The sequence below is a fragment of the Mucilaginibacter sp. P4_A11 genome, from assembly GCF_056402535.1.
The window spans coordinates 133750-156092 of sequence record NZ_JBFUHE010000002.1 but is presented as its reverse complement, the minus strand read 5'-3'; the positions used below and the strand labels follow the sequence as shown (position 1 = coordinate 156092).

Below are 22343 nucleotides of genomic sequence, written 5' to 3'. Positions count from 1 at the left end.
ACAATGAAGATTGCACCTCAGCACGTAGTATCATTAACCTACGATTTGTACGTAGACCGCGAAAACACCGGTACCGAAACTTTGGTAGAAAGTACCTCCCAGGAACAGCCGCTAACCTTTTTATTTGGTGCCGGCCAGATGTTGCCTAAATTTGAAGAAAACCTGAGCACACTTGGAACTGGGGACAGCTACGAGTTTCGCTTATCTGCGGAAGATGCCTATGGCGTATATGATGAAGAAGCAGTAGCCAACTTACCAAAAGAAATGTTTGATGGTACCGAACTACCTGAAATTGGCAGCATTTTGCCTTTGCAGGATAACCAGGGCCACCGTTTCCAGGCTATGGTGGTTTCAATTGCCGAAGATGCCGTTATTGTTGACCTTAACCACCCAATGGCTGGCCAGGAGCTGCACTTTAAAGGTAATATCCTTAACGTACGCCCTGCAACTGAAGAAGAACTATCACACGGCCACGCACATGGCCCGGATGGTCACCATGCTCACTAAGTTAATTATTGATCAGGATATCAAAACAAAAAACCCGTTATGAAAATAGCGGGTTTTTTGTTTTTGAACGGGCGCATATTTGCGTCTTAAATAATGAGTTAATTGCGGCAGGCATAGGGTATGGCTATTTGGTATTTGGCGGGAGGGAGCTTGAACTGGCAATGGAAAATACTTGTTGCCTGTTGGTGCTGTTAAGCGGTCTGAAACCGATATAATATTCATTTCTGCTTTCATCACGTAAAACCTGTAATGAATAAATAGTGGTAGTAGTGCCAAAGCCTACACTGCTGATAACGAAAGTATTGCCAGGCGCACCGGTAACTTGCGGCCCTTTGGTAAATACCCACTTGCTTAATTGCTCGTTTTGCGGAGTAGCATTGGCAAAATAAAGTCCGATAAGCCCAACAGACAGGTATTTGTCCGCAACTTTCAAAAAATAAAATGGCTTTCCTGATGATGGCAGGGTACCGCCTTTTACAAAGTTAATGCTAAGGTTGGATTGTGCCTGTTGTGGATTTATGATAACCCTTGATGCAACATCGGGATGAAGAACTTCGCGGGCTGCCGGCTTAAAATTATACAAACCAGTACCGTCAATATTTCCATACAAATATCCATTTGTTATAGGCATCTCAATGATATTCAAATTGTCAAGAGGGCTGCCGGTGGTATTTGTAACTATAGCTGCATTAGCTGCGGTGGCATCCATAGGTGCAGGGCCGGGGCCTATGTTCGGCTCAACTTTTTCTTTAGTACAGTTTGCTAAAAACAGGCAGCAGGCAATTGCGAGCGCATTTAAAATGGCCCGCTTTACGTGCATTGCCAAAGCAAACTGAATTGCATAATTGTTGCTGATACCCGGGGCAGGAGTTCCATTGTTCAATAATAATTGAATGGCTGGTAAGATAGTTGAAGGTTTCATTTTTTTAAGGTTTTAATTTTTAATGATCTTTGTTAGGCTTGATAAGGTTGCCTAAATCTGATATCAAAACTAATTATCGCCTTAAGCCCTTCCCAATTGGTTTTTCTGCAGCAGTAGTGCTAATTATTAAATTATGCCTGGCTCTTGAAGGCACTTTTGGGGTTGTATGGATAATCAATAAAAAAAATGCTATAGCGTGTTGAATTTGCATTTTTTGCAAAAGGTTTTTCCGGCAGGCTGAAATTTTATTAATAAAATTTCAGCCTGAAAACACATCGTAAGCTTAGGACAGGGGGGGGAATATAAGGGTCTTTCCTTTGGCGGAGGTTTAGAAGGGTACTAATAAAACTCCAATCCCCCATCACTCCTGAAAGCGCATTTTATAAATACCCGGCAGCTTACCGCTTCGCCGTTTACAGTAGCCGGCACAAAGATCTTATCTGCCGGGTCGGGCACATGGATACTCATATTAAAAGTCTTTTCAAACTGACCGCTGTAAACATGTACTTTAAATGATGCAAGCCTGCCCAGCGGACTAATCAACAATTCGACCGCGCCAAATGATACATTTGGGTTAAGGTTCATTAAATCGGGCGGCAGCTTAAAGAGTGTCAGGTAGGGTAGATAACCGAAAAATCTGCCGCCTACTTTAACCGGTTTGGTCGTTTGGGCCGTATCGTTAAGTTTTACATCAACAAAGTATTGCAGGTTTGAAGTGGTGTCTTCAGGGGCCTCGTAAGTAACCTGGTTAATTTTGTAGTCGAAATTTTGTACCAGGTGGCCCCTGTTATCGAAAAAATGCCATACGCCGGTTCTTTTATCATTGTCATAATATCCGCTGGCAAGCGCGTAGTTTTTTTGATAAAGGGCCTGGTATAAGCCCTGGCGAATGCCTTTATTATTTTTAAGTACGTTAAACCGTTCCACTACCGAATCGGTAAGGCGACGTTTTATAACAACAGTTTCCGGGCCGGTTTTATTTGCAGCCGGTGTTTGTGCAAATACACATCCGATATACAATACTGATATGAAGGATAAAATAAGCTTTTTCAATGCAGGGTTATAGATTGTTGTAAATATATAACAGCGTTTAATGTATCTCCAAAAAAAGCGGGGGACAAATTATCTTCTGTAGCCCCTGTTAACACAGTTGCCTGCACCCCGCGGAATTGCCATGCATATGCCTTTGATAAAAAAAGAATGCTGATAAATGTAAGGAATAAGTGTTTTTTCATAGTTTAGGTTCAATTTAGGTTATTGACCATTAAATTAAAAAAAGGTTTAATGATTTCATACAATGTAATGCTGTGTTGCGTAAGTTATACTTGTCGCTTAACCTTATACTAAATTATCACTATTTATGAGCACCTTATCCGATATCGACGGCTATAAAAGCGTAGCGTTTTCACAGGCCACTATCACCGAACTGATGATCCCCTCGTACTCCAATTTCGGTGGAAAGATTCATGGGGGCATCTTGCTTTCTCTAATGGATAAAGTAGCCTATGTATGCGCCGCCAAACACGCGGGTAATTATTGCGTTACTGCCTCAATCGATACTGTCGATTTTTTACAGCCCGTGGAGGTAGGGGAGCTGGTATCGCTCATGGCATCGGTAAATTATGTAGGCAATACATCCCTGGTAGTAGGGATCAGGGTGATATCTGAAAATATCAAAAATCATTCGGTAAAACATACCAATACCAGCTACTTCACTATGGTTGCGAAGGATGAGTTTAATAAACCTGCCAAAGTACCTGGCCTGGTGCTGGAAAACCGGGAGCAGGTGAGGCGTTTTATAGAAGCGCGCCGCCGTAAAGAAATTAAGCAGAGTTATATGAAAGAAGTTGAACAGATTCAAATGCCTGATAATTATGAGCATTGTATTCAACTGCTACAGGGGGAGCGCTGTCTTGTTGCCGGATAGCAGCTATTGTGTATATTAAGTTTATTATTAGATTGCAGTCTGAAACTGTTAGCGAATGACAAGGCCCTTAGGTTTATTATTGCTGTTATTGATGCATGGTACTGCCTATGCACAAAAAGAAAACGGAATTGACCCGAAAAAATCGCCGGCATTAATCAAAACTATTGATAGCCTTAATAATGTTGTTGAAGAAACCTACGTTAGCGCTCCGTATGAGGCGAGGGCTATGGCCGAGCACGCGTTACTGCTGTCGGAAAAAATAAAATATAACCAGGGTACAGGCTGCGCGTTTTTAAACCTTGGGCATGTGTACTGGTCGCAGTCGTATTACCCTATCAGTTTGTTTTATTTTAATTCGGCTTTAAACTACCTGCCAAAAAACAAACCATTGCTGCTGGCACATTGCTATAGCTCCATAGGCCGGGCTTACACCGATTTGCAAAACTATAACCTGGGATTGAAAAATTTGACCGTAGCTTCAGGTTTTGCCGGCACCGACCGGAAAATGCTTGCTGAGGTTTATAACGAACGATCATTTGTTTATGTAAAATTGAAGCAATATGATAAGGGGATTGCCAATGCTAAACTGGCCATGCAGCTTAGCCGTGTTATTAATAACCAGCCGGCATTGTGCATTTTATATAGCCGGCTTGCTAATGCTTATCGGGTAAAAGGTCAATATAAGCAGGCAATTGCTTATTCAGACACCGCTTTGCATATGAGCTACCTTGTTAACAACAGGCGGTTGAGGGCCATTTCATTTATTGAGCGCGCTACTATTTACAACGCGCTAAGTCAATATGATAAAGCTATTGACCTTGCTCAAAAAGGCGCGGCTTTATCTGATAGCATCGGTGTTATGGATGGCATCTCGTCGGCCTATAAAACCATTGCTTACGGTTTTGAACAAAAGCATGATATGGCGCAGTCGTTAGCTTATCAAAAAAAATATACCCAGGCGCTTGACAGTCTCAGCGCAACCAATAAGCGCAAAAATACCGAGTTGATCCAAAGCTATTTTGAATTGAACAGCCGCCTTAATGCTATCGCCGCTGTTGAGCAAAAAGCTACGGAATACGGCGACAAAATTCATTTGCAGAAGGTTATCATCATTACACTGCTTATTTCCTTGTTGGTTGTGATATTGGCCTTATCGGTTACCTATTATCTTTACAAACAAAAGCGGGTTTTAACAAACCGGATGCGTAAGCAGCACAAGGCCTTGCTCATCCAGAAAGAATTGATAGAAGAGCAGTCTGTAAACCTGACCGGTATTAATAGCCTTAAGGATAAACTGCTTGCTGTAATAGGGCATGACCTGCGTACGCCGCTGGCTAACCTGCATTCGATATTACGGTTGTATAGTACGGGCGCATTAACTGATGTGGAAGTGCAGGAGCTGATGAAGGAAATAGAACCGGTAGTGCAGAGTGCAGAGTTAACGCTTTCGAACCTGCTTGAATGGGCGGGCAGCCAGCTCAAGGGGATTAATCATGAGCCATCGGCAGTTGATATTCATTTAACGGGTATTGAGATCGGGAGGATCTTTAGTTACCTTTTTCAACAAAAAAATATCAGGTTTGAAAACAAGGCATTACCGGGGATGTGTGTGCAGGCGGATGAACGACATGTAAAAGTGGTTATAAGTAACCTGGTAAGCAATGCTGTTAAGTTTACAGGTGATAATGGCATTGTTACTTTATTAAGCAATGTTGATGAAGGCAGCCTGGTGGTGAGCATTACAGATACAGGTAATGGCATCTCCGCCGAAAAACTTCATGGTTTATTTAGCCTCAATACAAAATATACGGCAACAGGTACCTTCGGCGAAAAGGGAACCGGCATTGGCTTGTTTTTATGCAAAGAACTTATTGAGTTTAACGGCGGCAGGCTATGGGTAAACTCGGAAGTGAACAAGGGCAGCACCTTTAGTTTTAGCCTTCCCCTAACAACAGATTAACCCTTCCTCAAAAATTATTCCTGTTTTAATTTCCAATCTTACTACATCATTAATGCTTATTAAGTAATATGCAGTCAGTATTAACTTTTATAATTTCCTATAAAGAAATTTAATTATTTTGAAAAAGTTTTAATCATTTGTTGGGTACTTTAAATCTTTTTCTGTCGTTGTTACGTATAAGCAATAAGTACTTTTTACTATATTGTGACAAAATAAACATAAATTTCCCATTCTTTAAACTAACCTCCCCAAAACTTAATGGCATTTTTAAACACTGTGCTCGAACCACCTGCATATGGTTGGACAGATGAACTTGGCAATCTCTCAAAGCCCACCAACAAGCAAATTGTAAAGGAGTTTTTTAAACGGCTTAATGTATTCAGGGATAAAAAGAACTGGCTTTCATTCTTAAGCTGGTCGCTGGTTGTGGCTTTGGTACCGTTTTTAGGCCTGTTCATTTTTAAATATTTCAGTATTACAGGTCTTATCGTTGCCTTTGTATACAGCATGATTATTATGGGTACCCATGGTACCATTTGGCACCACAGGTATTGTACACATGGCGCTTATACTTTTAAAAATAAATTCTGGCGTTTTTTTACCCAAAATCTTACGCTTAAAATTATTCCTGAAGAGATTTACGCAGTTTCGCACCATGTACACCACGCTTTATCTGATCAGCCCGGTGATCCGTACAACGCGCAAGGTGGTTTTATGTATTGCTTTTTGGCCGATGTTAACCACCAGCCGATAGCCCGCAACATGGACGAAGCCTGCTATAAAAAATGCGTTAACCTGATGAAACATACAGGGGTAACCACAAATACTTACAAGCAATATCAAAAATGGGGTACCCTTGCCAATCCAACCCGTACCATAATTGGGATCATACTCAACTGGGGTTTTTGGTTTGCGGCTTTTTACCTGTTAGGTGGCCTGGCCCTTGCCTGCGCGGTATTTGGTTCGGCAGGGATCTGGGCAGTTGGTGTACGTACATTTAATTATGAAGGTCATGGCAAAGGCAAAGATATGCGCCGCGATGGTATCGACCATAACCGCGAGGATATGTCAATCAATCAGTTATGGCCGGGTTACGTTGCAGGCGAATGGCATAATAACCACCACCTGTATCCTAAAAGTGCCCGTTCAGGCTTTAAACCATACCAGTTTGATTTGGCCTGGTGTTATATTAAATTGATGAGTATGCTGGGAGCTGTAAGCTCATACCGCGATTCGAAGGCTGATTTTTTGAAGGAGTACTGCAGCCCCGTGCCGGTTACTATACCTGTGGCGGTATTGGTTGCCGATGACGCTAAAGTATTGGTAGCTGCGGAGTAAGCTGATTTTATAATATTACATATGGAAGGCCATAGCGAGACGATTGCTGTGGCCTTTTTTGTATTTAAATGTTGGGTGAAAAAGCCACGTCATTTGTAGTTGCTGGTGTTGTTAGCACTGGTGTTGGGAAGAAAAAAAGTGCGGGATTGTGCGTTTCCCTCCCTTGGAGCGGTGTAGGGAGGGGTTTCACCGATAGGATTATCCGTTTGAAATGGCGCATAAACCCCTCCCTGCCAATACACATGCCGCCGCCCCCCCCCCAAGGAGAGAATTATAAAAATCTCCCCAACAGTTGCAGGGGGGGCACCAGCCATTCGTATCGCCCCGAAGTCGGAGACTTCGGGTAGCGCAGCAATAATACCACAACTCCGAAAAAATATTGGTGGCACTATTTTGTCACCATCACAAGTAGAACAATAACGATGCTTTAAAAAGGCTCAAAAAAGCATCAAAAAAAACGAAAAATAAGGAAACGTTTCAACACTGTTCTATAATTACTTCTTTTTACTCTTAATGGTTTTATTTATTGATTGTCAGGTATTTAGTAATGTTTCGATTGGAATGTTAATTATTTGATTATCAATATGTTTCATGAGAAAGGTGTTCCGCGTTTTTACACTCAGAATTTGGAACATGTCCGTTTTAATAAAAAAGAGCACCGGGGCTTTTTCTGCTTTTTTATGGAGAATCAAAAAATTGGGACGGCCATTTTGTTACAATAGAAAGCCCTTAAAGGTGTTAAAAATACACTTTGTAAAAATCTGGCTATATTTAAAAAATCAGGAGAAATGTTAAAATAATACTATCTTAATTGCAAATTGATTATATACCTTTAGTGAACCAATTATAGTGCACACTAAACGCCTAAAAACCAATGCGCAGTAAAATATTCAGTTTTGTTTTATGCCTGGCTTACGTTGCTTTATCAGCTACAAAAGCAAATGCACAAAGTCCCGGAATCTTTGAGGGGCAAACCGATGTAGGTACGGTCAAACATCCGGGTAGTGGGGTATATGATGCCAAGCAACAGCAATATACTCTAACCGGTTCGGGACAAAACATCTGGGCTACACATGATGACTTTCATTTTGTGTGGAAGAAGATGAAAGGCGATTTTATTCTCCGCACTAATGCAGCTTTCATAGGTAAAGGTGTTGAGTTGCATCGCAAGGTTGGCTTAATGGTGCGCAGTACGCTCGATTCAAATTCAAAACAGATCAACGCGGTTGTGCATGGCGATGGTTTAACCTCGCTCCAATACCGTAAAACGATAAGCGGCATAACTGAAGAAAAGAAAGCATCCATCACCGCCGCCGACGTGATCCAGCTGGAACGCAAAGGCAACACCTATACCATGTCGGTAGCTCGCAAAGGCGATTTGTTTGTGAGTGAGGAAGTAACCGACCTTGATCTGGGCGATGATGTTTATGTGGGGATCTTCATCTGCTCGCACAATGCAGATGTTACTGAAAAAGCGGTATTTAATAATGTAAGGATAGTTACACCTGCCCCGGCCACACTGGTGCCTTACAAACAATACTTAGGCAGCGCTATCGAATTGCTCGACCTGGAAAGCCAGAATGCTACGGTAGTTTACCAGTCGCCAAAATCTATCCAGGCCCCCAATTGGATGGTTGACGGCAAATCGCTCGTTTATAACAGTGAGGGTTCACTTTTTAAGTTCGACCTGAAATCGCATACGCCAACTCTGCTGAATACTGGCATCGCCAAAAATAACAATAACGATCATGTGCTTTCTTTCGATGGCAAAATGCTGGTTATCAGCAGCGGCGATGGCGGCCCTTCTATTGGTTATACCGTGTCATCGGCCGGTGGTGAAGCTACGCGGGTTACACAAACAGGCCATGGGGCAAGTTACATGCACGGCTGGTCGCCCGATAATAAATACCTTGTTTTTTGCGGCGAGCGCAATAAGGAATTTGATGTATACCGGATCCCGGCAGGCGGTGGCCCTGAAGAGCGGCTTACCACAACACCCGGTTTGGATGATGGCCCTGAATATTCGCCCGATGGTAAGTACATTTACTTTAACTCGGTACGCAGCGGCCTGATGCAGATCTGGCGCATGAAAGCCGACGGCAGTGAGCAAACCCAGCTTACCAACGATGATTACAATAACTGGTTCCCGCATATCTCGCCCGATGGTAAATGGATCGTTTATATCACCTTTTTCAAAAACGAGGTATCCCCCGGCGACCATCCTTTTTACAAACACGTATTTTTAAGGGTGATGCCGGTTGGTGGCGGCCCGTCAAAAGTGGTAGCTTACCTGTACGGCGGTCAGGGTACTATCAATACCCCGTCGTGGGCGCCGGATAGTAAACACCTGGCATTTGTAAGTAATTCTGATTTATTGTTTCCTGTATTCCCGATAGCAAAATAACCTTAAACATATAACCATGTATACATCACGCAGATCATTTTTAAAAACCGGCGCAATGGCAGTTGCCGGAGCGGCACTACTTCCTGATAGCTTATTTGCCGCAACGGATAATAAGCTTAAAAGGGTGGGGGTACAGTTGTACAGCGTACGTGATGCCATGAAAGCCGATCCGCAGGGGACGCTTAAAAAGATCGCTGATGCGGGCTATGTACATGTGGAGCATGCTAATTATATCGACAGGAAATTTTATGGCTATACTGCCAAAGAATTTAAAAAAGTCCTGGCCGATCTTGACCTGAAAATGCCAAGCGGCCATACCGTAATGACACCTCAACATTGGGATGCATCTAAAAATGATTTTACCGATGCCTGGAAATATACTGTTGAGGATGCAGCCACCCTGGGGCAAAAGTTTGTGATAAGCCCATGGCTTGATGAAAAGGTGCGCACAGATACCGATGCCCTGAAACGTACAATGGAGCAGTTTAATAAGTGTGGTGAACTTTGCAAGCAATCGTCAATGATGTTTGGTTATCACAACCATAACTTTGAGATCAGTACCAAAGTTGGCGAAATTACCCTTTACGATTATATAATTCAAAATACCGATCCGGCTTTGGTGGCCCAGCAAATTGATATCGGTAACATGGTTAGCACAGGCGGTAAGGCACTGGAGTTTATCAATAAATATCCCGGCCGGTTCCAGTCCATGCACGTAAAAGACGAAATTAAAGTACCACCTCATGATGGTGATGATACCGAAAGCACAATTTTGGGTGCCGGAATATTGCCTGTTAAAGATATTGTAAAGGCCGGGGCAAAAAAAGGAGGCACATCGTTGTTCATTATTGAACAGGAAGCATACCAGGGCAAAGACCCAATCGATTGTGTAAAAATTAATTTACAAATCATGAAAAAATGGGGCTATTAATAGTATAAAGCTAACTTACACCTTCGTGAAGATTTAATTTTTCCAGGCTTTGATTTTAAATTGTAATTATTAAGTTTGGAGATACGTTATAAATCATAATAAGCCTTACCCGTTATCTGTCCAATAGTTTAAATATAACATGGCAGATAAAACGGGCTTCGCTAAAACAATTTAGTTTAAACAATGGATCGGCGTACCGTCATTAAAAACCTGGCTTTGATAATAGGAGGGGCAGCATTGCTCCCGGCCTGTTCGCAGGATAAAGCAAAGTCGAAGGTAGCACTCAAAAACATCGATATCACTGCCGATCACGAGCAACTGATAGGTGATATTTCAGAAACTGTGATTCCCAAAACAACAACGCCTGGGGCTAAAGATTTGTTGCTGCATTTATTTGTGCTGAAGATGGTAGATGATTGCTATAGAAAGCGAGAGCAGGAAACTTTTGTAACAGGTATTAGCCAGTTTAATGATGTTGTTTTGAAACAATACGGTAAAACGTTTAATCAGCTCAGTACTGAAACGCGTGAAGCGTTTTTGCTTGATATAGAAAAGGAAGCTAAAATATACAGTGAAAAAACTTCGGCTATTGGTGGTAAAAAGATTCCGGCCGGTGCTTCGTCGGTAACAAGCAAGTATCCCGGTGAATTGCAGGCTTTCTACTTCATAGTAAAAAATCAAACTATAAACGGCTACACCAATTCAAAATATTTCCTGACTAAAGAGGTAGTTTATGAGCTTGTGCCGGGCAGGTACAATGCGCATTTTCCTTATAAACAAAAGCAAGCGGTATAAGTAATGGCTAATTTAAATATCGACAGCGTTAAGGAACGCACTTTCGACGCGATAGTAATTGGCTCAGGCATGAGCGGGGGATGGGCCGCTAAAGAGTTTACCGATAAAGGGTTGAAAACCCTGATATTGGAACGTGGACGGGATGTAAAACACATTAAAGATTATCCTACCACCAATATGTATCCCTGGGAGTTTGAACACCGGGGCGAGTTGCCCGCGGCTGTTCAGGACGCCAACCCTATTGTAAACCGTTGCTATGCATTTGGAGAAAGTGCCGCGCATTTTTTTGTAAAGGATGCTGAACATCCATATGTACAGGATAAACCTTTCGATTGGATCCGTGGTTACCAGGTTGGTGGCAAATCTCTGTTATGGGCGCGTCAAACCCAGCGTTGGAGCGATTTTGACTTTGAAGGTCCTGCCCGCGATGGTTTCGCTGTCGACTGGCCTATTCGTTATAAGGATATTGCGCCATGGTATAGCTATGTAGAGAAATTTGCCGGCATCGCTGGCAATAGGGATGGTATTGCCGAACTGCCGGACGGTGAGTTTCTGCCCGCATTTCCGCTAAACACCGTCGAAGAATATTTTAGAGATCACGTAAAAAGTAAATATAAAAACCGGTATGTGATCAGCGCACGTTGCGCGCACTTATCGACCCCTAACCAGATCCATCTGGATCAGGGCCGGGTTCAATGCCAGCGGCGTACAATTTGTGAACGGGGGTGCCCGTTTGGCGGATATTTTAGCGCCAATGCCACTACTATTCCATGGGCATTGAAATCGGGACATGCAACATTAAGGCCTTTCTCGGTGGTAGAATCAGTTATTTATGATGATAAGCTGGGTAAAGCTACCGGCGTGCGGGTTATCGACACCAATACAAAAGAAGCTATAGAGTATTACGCCAAGGTAATATTCGTTAATGCTGCGGCGTTAAATACCAACCTGATATTGCTTAATTCTAAATCGCACCGCTTCCCTAATGGCTTGGGTAATGATAGCGGTGTGCTGGGTAAATATGTAGCGTTCCATAATTATTCGGCCCATATTGGTGCTGAGTATGATGGCGCTAAAGAATGGACAACAGATGGCCGTAATCCTGCCGGCGGTGGTTACATGCCACGGTTCAGGAACGTATATAAGCAGGAAACCGACTTTTTACGCGGCTATGCATCGGGCTTTAGTGCTTATCGTTATCCACAACGCAGCTGGGATGGCGTAGGCAGCAGCCTGAAAAATAACCTGGCTAATAAAGAGCTTGGCCCATGGCATGTAGGCTCACACATGATGGGTGAAACCATCCCGAAGGAAAGCAATTTTGTAAGTCTCGATGATAAGCAAAAAGATGCGTGGGGTGTGCCATTATTAAAGATGAACGTTGATTACGACGATAACGATGAAAAGATGAAGAAGGATTATGTGGAGCAGCTAACCGAGATGTTTACCAGCGCGGGCTTTACTAATATCAAAGCCAGTACCGATAAACGTGCCCCTGGTTTGGATATCCACGAAATGGGCGGTGCGCGCATGGGTAACGATCCTAAAACATCGATATTGAATAAATGGAACCAGGTACACAGCGTTAAAAACGTATTTGTTACCGACGGCGCCAGCATGACATCAACCTCATGCCAAAATCCGTCACTAACTTATATGGCCTTTACAGCAAGGGCTGCTGATTATGCCATGAGCGAGATGAAAAAGGGGAATATATAGTAGCAGTTGGCAGTTTTGAGCAGGCAGTAGGCAGTTAAAAAGTGTTGAAGTTTGATTCAACTGCTAATAAAGAAATGGGAGCAAACGGCCGACAGATACTGCCAACTGCAAACCGAAAACTGCTAACTGATAAAGAGGCTTTGTGTAAAAAAAACACAATGCAATATTTGGAAAATGAATTTTATTCATACATTTAACGAGACAACCAAGTACTAAACAAATTAAACTAATCATATTATTCGTATGTCTGCAAACACTTATGACGCAATAGTCATTGGCTCAGGAATTTCAGGCGGGTGGGCTGCCAAGGAACTAACACAAAAGGGTTTGAAAACCATCATGCTTGAGCGTGGTCGTAATATCGAGCATATTAAAGATTACGTAAATGCTACCAAAGATCCATGGGAATTTCCGCACAGAGGCGGTCGTACCCAAAAAATGATCGATGATTACCCGGTTCTTAAACGCGATTATCCGCTAAATGAAACCAATCTTGACTATTGGGCAAGTGATAAAGAAAGCCCGTATACCGAAATAAAGCGTTTTGACTGGTTTCGTGGCTACCATGTAGGCGGCCGGTCACTGATGTGGGGCCGACAGTCATACCGATGGGCTGACGTTGACTTTGAAGCCAACTTAAAAGATGGTATAGCTGTGGATTGGCCTATCCGTTACAAAGACATTGCACCATGGTATAGCTATGCCGAGCAATTTGCAGGTATTTCGGGTAATAAAGATGGTTTGCCTATTCTTCCTGACGGTGATTTTATGCCGCCTATGGAAATGAACGTGGTTGAAAAAGATGTTTCAAAACGTTTGAAAGAGTATTATAAAGAAGCACGTCATATGATTATTGGCCGTACGGCTAATATCACTGTACCTCATAACAACCGTACCAACTGCCAGTACCGTAACAAATGCTGGTTAGGCTGTCCGTTCGGTGCTTACTTCAGTACGCAATCAGCTACTTTGCCTGCGGCTATGGCTACCGGTAATTTAACCGTTCGCCCGTGGTCTATCGTTACCAAAATTTTGTACGATAAGGACACCAAAAAAGCCAAAGGCGTTGAAGTATTGGATGCAGAAACCAACCAAACTTATGAGTACTTCGCTAAGATAGTTTTCGTAAACGCTTCAACCATTAACTCGGCCTGGATCCTGATGAATTCGGCTACCGATGTTTGGGATGGCGGTTTAGGCAGTAGCAGCGGTGAATTAGGCCACAACCTGATGGACCATCACCTAAACGTTAGTGCTTCGGGCAGGTTTGAAGGCTATGAGGATAAATACTACTTCGGTCGTCGTGCCAATGGTTTCTATATCCCGCGCTACCGCAACCTTAACGGCGAAAAACGTGATTATATCCGCGGCTTTGGTTACCAGGGTTCGGCAAGCCGTGAAGGATGGAGCCGTGATATTGCCGAATTAAATATCGGTGGCGCATTTAAGGATGCATTAACTGAACCGGGGGCATGGCATGTTGGTATGGGCGCTTTCGGCGAAACATTACCATACCATGATAACAAAGTTACTATCGACAAAACTAAAAAAGATAAATGGGGCCTTCCAGTTGTTGCCATTGATGCCGAATTGAAAGAGAACGAGCTAAAAATGCGTATCGATATGGAAAAAGACGGTAAGGAAATGCTGGAGGCTATTGGCTGTAAAGATGTGCAAACCGGCAATAATAATCCGTACCTGGGCCGTGGTATCCATGAAATGGGCACCGCTCGTATGGGCCGCGATCCAAAAACATCAGTATTGAACCAATGGAACCAGGTTTGGGATGCTAAAAACGTATTTGTTACCGATGGCTCTTGTATGACATCGGCCGCATGTCAAAACCCGTCGCTTACTTACATGGCGCTGACCGCACGTGCGGCTAATTATGCGGTAGACGCACTTAAAAAGGGAGAAATTTAATCAGTATCACATAAAAACAACCTAATAAGAACACCTATGACTGAAGAAAAGGACAAAACCCCAAACCCGTCGAGACGGCAATTTATTAAAAGCAGCGCCATTGCGGCCGCTGGTTTTATGATAGTTCCACGCCATGTTTTGGGCGGTAAAGGTTTTATAGCTCCAAGCGATAAGTTATTGATTGCCGGCGTAGGTGCCGGTGGTAAAGGACAAAGCGATATTGCTAATTTTTACAAAAGTGGTAAAGCTGAAATCGCTTTCCTCTGCGATGTGGACGACAGAAGAGCGGCCAAATCACGCAGCGATTTCCCTAAAGCAAAATATTATAAAGACTGGCGCGAAATGTTTGACAAAGAACACAAGCATTTTGACGCTGTATCGGTTTCGACTCCCGATCATAACCATGCTATCATCACATACAATGCGATGCAGTTAAATAAGCACGTTTATGTTCAGAAACCATTAACCCATGATATTTGGGAAGCCCGTTTATTAACCGAGGCTGCCAAAAAATATAAAGTGGTTACACAAATGGGCAACCAGGGGGCATCAAATGATGGCACACGCTTAATGTCAGAATGGTATGATGCCGACCTGATTGGTGATGTACATACTGTTTACTGCTGGACAAACCGCCCTGTTTGGCCTCAGGGTATAGCCTGGCCGCCGCCACAGCAAAACATTCCGAAAGAATTGGATTGGGACCTGTGGCTGGGTACTGCACCTAAAAAAGATTATGTTGATAAACTGGTACCATTTAACTGGCGCGGCTGGTGGGATTACGGTACAGGCGCCCTTGGCGATATGGGCTGCCACCTTGTTGAAGCACCTTTCCGCGTATTGGGTATCCAGTATGCCAAAGATGTACAGGCCAGTGTTGGCAGTGTTTATGTAGATGAGTTTAAAGAAGGCCATTTCCCTGAAAGCTGCCCTCCGTCAAGCCATATCACTTTAACATTCCCTAAAACGGATAAAACCAAAGGCGATGTTACCCTGCACTGGATGGATGGTGGTATCCAACCAGAAAGACCTGCTGAATTATTAGCGAGCGAAGATTTTGGCGGTGAAGAAGGTAACGGTACGCTGTTTATCGGTACAAAAGGTAAAATGTATGCGAGCACCTATTCTGATGCAGCGACATTGTTGCCAAAATCGCTTACCAAAAGCGCTAAAGCCCCGCAAAAATGGGCACGTGTACAGGGTGGTGCTAATGGCCACTATGCGCAATGGGTTGAAGGTTGTATTGCCGGTTACGGTAAAACTGAACTGAGCTCATCTTTTGATAAAGCTGGTCCGCTTACTGAGGCATTATTGATGGCTAACCTTGCGGTGCGCGGTCATGAGCTAAATGGCGGCAGGGTAAAACTGGTATGGGATAACCAGGCTATGAAAGTTACCAACTTTGATGCCGTTAATCGATATATTAAACGCGATTACCGCGAAGGTTTCGTGTTAAAAGCGTAATTTAGGAATACGTGATTAGTTGGGAAAAGACTTACGGAGTTTTAAAACTTCGTAAGTCTGGTAAACACTATTCACAAACCCAACTAATTCATTAAATCAATTATTAAACATGAATAGAAGAGAAGCGATAGGCAGGGTAGGTTTGATCCTTGGCGGTACCATTATCGGCGCCGAGTTCTTCATCTCCGGATGTAAACCATCTTCGCCAAAAGTAAACGACCTTTTTACACAGGATGATGTGGCCCTGATGGATGAAATTGGCGAAACCATTTTGCCTGCAACTTCAACCCCAGGTGCTAAAGCAGCCGAAATAGGTAAGTTTATGACGGTAATGGTACAGGATTGCTACACTGCCGATGATCAGAAGATCTTTACTAAAGGTTTGAAAGACCTGAATGACGCAAGCGACAAAAAATTCGGTAAAAAGTTTTTGGAGGCTACTCCTGAGCAACGTACCGAATTATTAACTGCGCTTGACAAAGAACAAAAAGAATATACCAAAACCAAAAAGCCTGAAGATCCTAACCATTACTTCAGGATGCTGAAAGAATTAACCCTGCTGGGTTTCTTCACTTCAAAACCGGGTGCTACACAGGCGTTACGTTATATTGCCGTTCCGGGTAAATATGATGGTAACCTGCCATACAAAAAAGGCGATAAAGCCTGGGCAACCTAAAAAATTGCAATATCAATTGATTATACTTTTGGTTTTTACAAAATTTGAATTGCCATCAAAAACAGCATTATGTAATAATGCTGTTTTTGATGTATACAATCGATTGAGAAGCCTTTAATCAAAAAACATCAACCCCAACAAAAACAAATGAAATTAAGATTAGGAATGATCGGCGGCGGACAAGGTGCCTTTATTGGCGCCGTACACCGGATAGCTGCCCGTATTGATGGCGAGTATGAATTGGTTTGCGGTGCTTTTAGCAGCAATGCCGAAAAATCGCAGGCCAGCGGTTTATTGCTTGGTTTACCTGCAAGTCGTTCATACAGCTCATACCAGGAACTGATTGAAAAAGAAAAACAACTGCCCGAAGATGAGCGTGTGCAGGTGATTAGCATTGTAACGCCTAACCACGTGCATTTTGCCCCAACCAAAATGGCGCTTGAAAATGGTTTTCACGTTGTGCTTGATAAACCCATGACTTTTTCGCTTGAGGAAGCTAAAGAGCTGGAAAAAGTAGTGAATGCGTCAGGTAAACTGTTTTGCCTTACACATACCTACACCGGTTACCCGATGGTTAAGGAAGCTAAGCAACTGATCAAAGCGGGTGCTATAGGTGCGGTAAGAAAAGTTTATGTTGAATATCCGCAGGGATGGTTGAGCAGCTTTTTAGAAGGAGAAGATAACAAACAAGCCTCATGGCGTACCGACCCAGGTAAAAGCGGGATTGCAGGAGCCATGGGAGATATAGGCACACACGCCTTTAACCTGGCCGAGTATGTTACCGGTTTACAGGTTACAAAGATTTGTGCCGATATCAATATCGTAGTTGAAGGCCGCAAGCTTGATGACGACGGCGCTGCTTTATTGAAATTCAATAACGGTGCAAGCGGTGTGCTTACTGCTACCCAAATTGCAGCCGGCGAAGAAAATAATGTAAAGATCAGGGTGTATGGTGAAAACGGTGGTTTGGAATGGCACCAGAGTGATGCTAATTCATTAACGGTAATGTATACCGATAAACCTGCCGAAACCTGGCGTACAGGCGGGGGATATACCAGTTCATTTGCACAGCATAACACCCGTACACCAGCTGGTCACCCCGAAGGGTATTTGGAAGCATTCGCTAATTTATACCGCAACTTTGCTTTAACGGTTAAAGCCGGTTTAGCGGGTAAGGAAGCAACTCCTGAGGAGCTGGACTTCCCGGGTATTGAAGAGGGCGTTCGTGGAATGGCCTTTATTGAAAATGTGATAGCATCTGGTAAATCGGATGCCAAATGGACTGACTTCACTATTTAATTTACCATCTACTTAAAACAAAAAACATGACTACTATAAAAGGACCTGCCATATTTATAGCACAATTTATAGGAGATGCGGCACCGTTCAACAGCCTCGAATCTATTTGCCAGTGGGCAGCTGGTTTGGGTTACAAAGGTGTGCAGTTGCCAACTAATGATACCCGTTTCATCGACTTGCAAAAGGCTGCCGAAAGCAAAACTTATGCTGATGAAATTAAAGGCATAGTTAACGCCGCTGGTTTAGAAATTACCGAGCTTTCAACTCACCTGCAAGGTCAGCTGGTTGCGGTAAACCCTGTTTATGATGCTCTGTTTGATGGCTTTGCGCCCGAGCATTTGCGCGGTAACCCGGCTGAGAGGCAAAAATGGGCTGTACAGCAATTGAAATACGCTGCTCAGGCATCAAAAAATTTAGGCTTGAATGCTTCTGTAACTTTCAGCGGCGCGCTGCTTTGGCCAATGGTTTACCCATGGCCTCAACGTCCTGCTGGTATTGTTGAAACTGCTTTTGGCGAACTGGCTAAACGCTGGACGCCGATACTGGATGTTTATGAAGACAACGGCATCGACCTTTGCTACGAGATCCACCCGGGTGAGGACCTGCATGACGGTATCACCTATGAGATGTTCCTTGATCATGTAAAGGGTCATAAACGCGCAAACTTACTTTATGATCCTTCGCATTTTGTGTTGCAATGCCTTGATTATTTAGAATATATCGATCTGTATCATGAGCGCATCAAAATGTTCCACGTTAAAGATGCTGAGTTTAACCCAACCGGACGCCAGGGTGTTTATGGTGGCTACCAAAACTGGGTTAACCGTGCCGGCCGTTTCCGCTCATTGGGCGACGGACAGGTTGATTTTAAATCGATATTTAGTAAATTAACACAGTATGATTACAAAGGATGGGCGGTGCTTGAATGGGAGTGCGCACTTAAACACCCGGAAGACGGTGCAAGAGAGGGCGCCCAATTCATCAAAGATCATATTATCCGTGTAACCGAACGTGCTTTTGATGATTTTGCAGCGTCAGGTTCTGATGATGCGTTTAACAGGAAAACGTTGGGAATATAGTAAAAAGGGGCTGTCACCCTGAGCCTGTCGAAGGGTCGCGCGCAGAAGCCCTGCCCGCCATGCTTCGACAAGCTCAGCATGACACCCTCTACAAATCGTCATTGCGATTGCCGCGCTACGCTCGCAATGACGTAATTTAAATTTGCCGCTTTGAAGATGGGACTTATAAGCAGCAGTACAAAGCTGAAATAAACCTCAGCGAAATCGCATTTTGATATAGCCAATTAACCAATTATCATATAAACCTAAAGTAATTTAAAATGCAAACTATTAACCGTACACAGCTATTCAGGGCGAGCTGCCTGTCGTTGCTGGTAACTTCACTATCATTCGGTATCCGTGCCGGGATTTTGAACGACCAGGGGGTAAGATTTCACCTGGACGCCTCTCAACTGGGTACCATTGCGGCAACCGCATTCTGGGGCTTCCCGCTGGCCATCATTATCGGGGGATTTATTGTGGATATCATCGGCATGAAAAAACTGCTGGTATCAGCTTTCGTATTTCACCTGGTGGGGATCCTGCTTACCATTTTTGCAAACGGCTATTGGTCGCTGTTCCTTTCTACCTTAATGATTGGTATCGCTAACGGCACTGTCGAGGCTTCCTGCAATCCGCTTGTGGCTTCGCTGTATACCGATAATAAAACAACCAAGCTTAACCACTTTCACCTCTGGTTTCCGGCAGGTATTGTGATCGGTACGCTCATCGTGTTCGGGTTGGATACAACCCTGGCCCATGGCGTGTCTCCAAAACCATACTGGATCTCACAGGTAGAGATAGCTTTGATGCTAATCCCTACTATAGCTTACGGTTACCTGTTCTCTAAACTTGATTTTCCTGTTACCGAGAGGGTTTCGGCCGGTGTAAGTACCGAGGATATGTATAAAGCATTGATGAATCCGCTGTTTCTGTTCATGATCGTTTGCATGTTCGGTACAGCTATCACAGAACTGTTCACCAACCAGTGGACTGATGTTTTATTCAAAACAGTTACGGATAACGCTATACTTATTTTAACCTTTGTTGCCTCGGTACAAGTGTTGGGCCGCGCATTTGCAAGCCCTATTGTACACCGTTTGGCACCGCAGGGAGTATTGCTGATCTCAGCCATATTATCAGCCCTGGGTATTTATTTGATGGTACACCTGCATGGCGACGCTATTTATTTTGCAGCAGTAGTTTTTGGCCTCGGTGTAGCTTTCTTTTGGCCATGTATGATAGGCTTTGTTGCAGAAAACCTGCCGCGTACAGGCGCCGTGGGTTTAAACCTGATGGGTGGTGCCGGTATGTTCGGGGTATCAATTTATATGATGTTCATGGGCGGCTTTTACGATAAAATCATGGTTTCGAAATTACCGGCGGGGGCAAGTTTGGATACTTACCGTTCTGCTCCGGCAGGCTCGGATATGGCCAAGGCTTTTGATGCGGCACGGTCGGCAGCAGGCCCCGAAGTGTTAAATACAACACTGATCATACCGGTTGTACTAATCATTGCATTTGTAGGCTTGGTGATTTACATGCGTTCACGTAAAAAAACCGCTTCATTAGGCGCTATATCGGTTTAATGAGGCTTTATTTATGATAAAAAGTTGTAATTTTCGCCAGATTAACCAACCCAATTAAAATTACATGATGAGAAACGGCAGGGACTTTGTTAAGGAGCAGATTTTCGGCCAGGTTATCATCGAAAACCACAATTAAACTTTTATGAAAAAAGTATTCTTTATTCTTTGTATCAGCGCAGTGGTTACTGCCTGTGGCGGAAATTCATCAAAAAATGCTGGTGGCAGCGACAGCACCAATGCATCAAACCAAACTGCTAAAGCAGCAAACTCTGATGCTGATACTGTTGTAGCAAAAACAGGTACTGAATCGGCAGGTGGTTCTGCAGGCTCACCAGCCGGCGAAAAATTAATGGCATCGTTAGATTGCAGCACTTGTCATAAAGTTGATACCAAAGTTATCGGCCCTGCATTCCAGGATATCGCAAAAAAATATGATGCTTCACAAGCTAATATCGATATGCTTGCCAAAAAGATCATCAGCGGCGGCAGCGGTAACTGGGGTAACATAGCCATGACCCCACACCCTTCATTGCCTGAAAGCGATGCCAAAGAAATTGTACAATACATTTTATCATTAAAAAAATAATCAAATAAAATTTTCATGACCATAGGGATAAGATCAAAACTATCGTTCATGATGTTCCTGGAATTTTTTATCTGGGGCGCATGGTTTGTAACTTTAGGTACTTTTTTAGAGCATACACTGCATGCTACAGGCGCACAATCTGGCCAGGTGTTTTCTACACAATCATGGGGCGCTATTATCGCTCCTTTCATTATCGGCCTGATTGCCGATAAATATTTTAATGCCGAAAAGATATTAGGTGTATTGCACCTCGTAGGCGCTGTGTTGATGTATCAAATGTACTCGGCTGCCGATGTTTCTGTATTTTATCCTTATGTGTTAGGTTATATGGTGCTTTACATGCCAACGCTGGCATTGGTAAACTCGGTTTCCTTTAACCAAATGAAAGATCCTGAAAAGGAGTTTTCATCGATACGGGTTTTTGGTACAGCTGGTTGGATCGTGGCGGGTTTGCTTATCAGTTTTATTTTTCACTGGGATTCACCTGATGGAATAAGCAAGGGGATGTTGAAAAATACCTTCCTGATGGCCGGTATAGCATCAGCGGTTTTGGGAGTGTTCAGCTTTACTTTACCTGCAACACCACCAAAAGTTGCTAAAGGTGAAAAGGTAAGCATTAGTCAGGTACTTGGCTTAGATGCATTAAAATTGCTTAAAGATCCAAACTTCGCAATCTTCTTTGTGGCCTCAATATTGATCTGTATTCCTTTGGCATTTTATTACCAGAATGCCAATAGCTTTCTTACTGCCATAAAAATTGACGACCCAACCGGTAAAATGACTATCGGGCAGGTATCAGAATTATTGTTCCTGCTTTGTTTGCCTATTTTCTTTAAAAAAGCAGGCTTTAAGTGGACAATACTTGTTGGTATGTTGGCCTGGGCTTTACGTTACGTTTTGTTCGCTTACGGTAACGCGGGCGATCTGAGCTTTATGCTTATCATTGGTCTGGCACTACACGGCGTTTGTTACGACTTTTTCTTTGTATCTGGTCAAATCTATACCGATTCAAAAGCTGGTGTACAGTACAAAAGCGCGGCACAAGGTATGATCACCCTCGCTACTTATGGTGTTGGTATGCTGATTGGTTTTTACGTAGCCGGTAAAATATCTGATAGCTATAACGGCCCGGCAGGTCACGATTGGAAAATGATTTGGCTGATCCCTGCTTCAATTGCGGCGGCTGTATTCCTGTTGTTCTTCCTAACGTTTAAAGAAAAAAGGGAAAAGACTGTATAATTACCA

Annotated in this window: 18 protein-coding genes; 16 read left to right on the top strand and 2 right to left on the bottom strand. The window is 43.4% G+C overall.

Annotated elements, in window-relative coordinates; genetic code table 11:
* Positions 1 to 3: 3 nt before the first annotated feature.
* On the top strand, positions 4 to 507 hold the full coding sequence (locus AC1DUD_RS04485; protein WP_477372050.1) for an FKBP-type peptidyl-prolyl cis-trans isomerase: 504 nt from the start codon (positions 4 to 6) through the stop codon (positions 505 to 507).
* Between the two features lie 124 nt (positions 508 to 631).
* Here AC1DUD_RS04485 and AC1DUD_RS04480 read toward each other — a convergent pair whose 3' ends face one another.
* Both AC1DUD_RS04480 and AC1DUD_RS04475 read right to left on the bottom strand, forming a co-directional pair.
* Complete coding sequence (locus tag AC1DUD_RS04480; RefSeq protein ID WP_477372048.1) at positions 632 to 1429, bottom strand: hypothetical protein; 798 nt, start codon at positions 1427 to 1429, stop codon at positions 632 to 634.
* A 339-nt stretch (positions 1430 to 1768) separates the two neighbouring features.
* Positions 1769 to 2482 (bottom strand): hypothetical protein, encoded by a 714-nt coding sequence (locus tag AC1DUD_RS04475; protein WP_477372046.1) that lies wholly within the window; start codon positions 2480 to 2482, stop codon positions 1769 to 1771.
* A gap of 307 nt (positions 2483 to 2789) precedes the next feature.
* On the opposite strand from AC1DUD_RS04475, the gene AC1DUD_RS04470 reads away from it, so the two are divergent.
* The 15 genes from AC1DUD_RS04470 to AC1DUD_RS04400 all read left to right on the top strand — a co-directional run bounded on the left by AC1DUD_RS04470 (position 2790) and on the right by AC1DUD_RS04400 (position 22337).
* Entirely contained in the window at positions 2790 to 3356 is a 567-nt protein-coding gene (locus AC1DUD_RS04470) for an acyl-CoA thioesterase (protein WP_477372044.1), read from the top strand.
* 55 nt (positions 3357 to 3411) lie between these two features.
* On the top strand, positions 3412 to 5316 hold the full coding sequence (locus tag AC1DUD_RS04465) for an ATP-binding protein (RefSeq protein ID WP_477372042.1): 1905 nt from the start codon (positions 3412 to 3414) through the stop codon (positions 5314 to 5316).
* A 258-nt stretch (positions 5317 to 5574) separates the two neighbouring features.
* A complete protein-coding gene (locus tag AC1DUD_RS04460; protein ID WP_477372040.1) occupies positions 5575 to 6654 on the top strand; it encodes a fatty acid desaturase in 1080 nt (359 codons plus the stop codon).
* An 874-nt stretch (positions 6655 to 7528) separates the two neighbouring features.
* Complete coding sequence (locus AC1DUD_RS04455; RefSeq protein ID WP_477372038.1) at positions 7529 to 9058, top strand: TolB family protein; 1530 nt, start codon at positions 7529 to 7531, stop codon at positions 9056 to 9058.
* A 16-nt stretch (positions 9059 to 9074) separates the two neighbouring features.
* Positions 9075 to 9989 (top strand): TIM barrel protein, encoded by a 915-nt coding sequence (locus AC1DUD_RS04450; protein ID WP_477372036.1) that lies wholly within the window; start codon positions 9075 to 9077, stop codon positions 9987 to 9989.
* A 183-nt stretch (positions 9990 to 10172) separates the two neighbouring features.
* Entirely contained in the window at positions 10173 to 10784 is a 612-nt protein-coding gene (locus tag AC1DUD_RS04445) for a gluconate 2-dehydrogenase subunit 3 family protein (protein WP_477372034.1), read from the top strand.
* Between the two features lie 3 nt (positions 10785 to 10787).
* Positions 10788 to 12503: a GMC oxidoreductase gene (locus tag AC1DUD_RS04440; protein ID WP_477372032.1), complete on the top strand. Its 1716-nt coding sequence runs from the start codon at positions 10788 to 10790 to the stop codon at positions 12501 to 12503.
* 243 nt (positions 12504 to 12746) lie between these two features.
* Complete coding sequence (locus tag AC1DUD_RS04435) at positions 12747 to 14426, top strand: GMC oxidoreductase (RefSeq protein WP_477372030.1); 1680 nt, start codon at positions 12747 to 12749, stop codon at positions 14424 to 14426.
* A 36-nt stretch (positions 14427 to 14462) separates the two neighbouring features.
* Positions 14463 to 15890 (top strand): Gfo/Idh/MocA family protein, encoded by a 1428-nt coding sequence (locus AC1DUD_RS04430; protein WP_477372028.1) that lies wholly within the window; start codon positions 14463 to 14465, stop codon positions 15888 to 15890.
* Between the two features lie 109 nt (positions 15891 to 15999).
* Positions 16000 to 16566: a gluconate 2-dehydrogenase subunit 3 family protein gene (locus AC1DUD_RS04425; protein ID WP_121233912.1), complete on the top strand. Its 567-nt coding sequence runs from the start codon at positions 16000 to 16002 to the stop codon at positions 16564 to 16566.
* Between the two features lie 147 nt (positions 16567 to 16713).
* On the top strand, positions 16714 to 17865 hold the full coding sequence (locus AC1DUD_RS04420) for a Gfo/Idh/MocA family protein (RefSeq protein WP_477372025.1): 1152 nt from the start codon (positions 16714 to 16716) through the stop codon (positions 17863 to 17865).
* Between the two features lie 26 nt (positions 17866 to 17891).
* Positions 17892 to 18944, top strand: a complete 1053-nt coding sequence (locus tag AC1DUD_RS04415) for a sugar phosphate isomerase/epimerase family protein (protein WP_477372023.1) — start codon at positions 17892 to 17894, stop codon at positions 18942 to 18944.
* Positions 18945 to 19204: 260 nt separating this feature from the next.
* Complete coding sequence (locus tag AC1DUD_RS04410) at positions 19205 to 20512, top strand: MFS transporter (protein ID WP_477372021.1); 1308 nt, start codon at positions 19205 to 19207, stop codon at positions 20510 to 20512.
* A 142-nt stretch (positions 20513 to 20654) separates the two neighbouring features.
* Positions 20655 to 21098, top strand: a complete 444-nt coding sequence (locus tag AC1DUD_RS04405) for a c-type cytochrome (protein WP_477372019.1) — start codon at positions 20655 to 20657, stop codon at positions 21096 to 21098.
* Positions 21099 to 21113: 15 nt separating this feature from the next.
* The gene (locus AC1DUD_RS04400) at positions 21114 to 22337 is read left to right on the top strand and encodes a nucleoside permease (protein WP_477372016.1); all 1224 of its coding nucleotides are present in this window, start codon (positions 21114 to 21116) and stop codon (positions 22335 to 22337) included.
* The last annotated feature ends 6 nt before the right edge of the window (positions 22338 to 22343 follow it).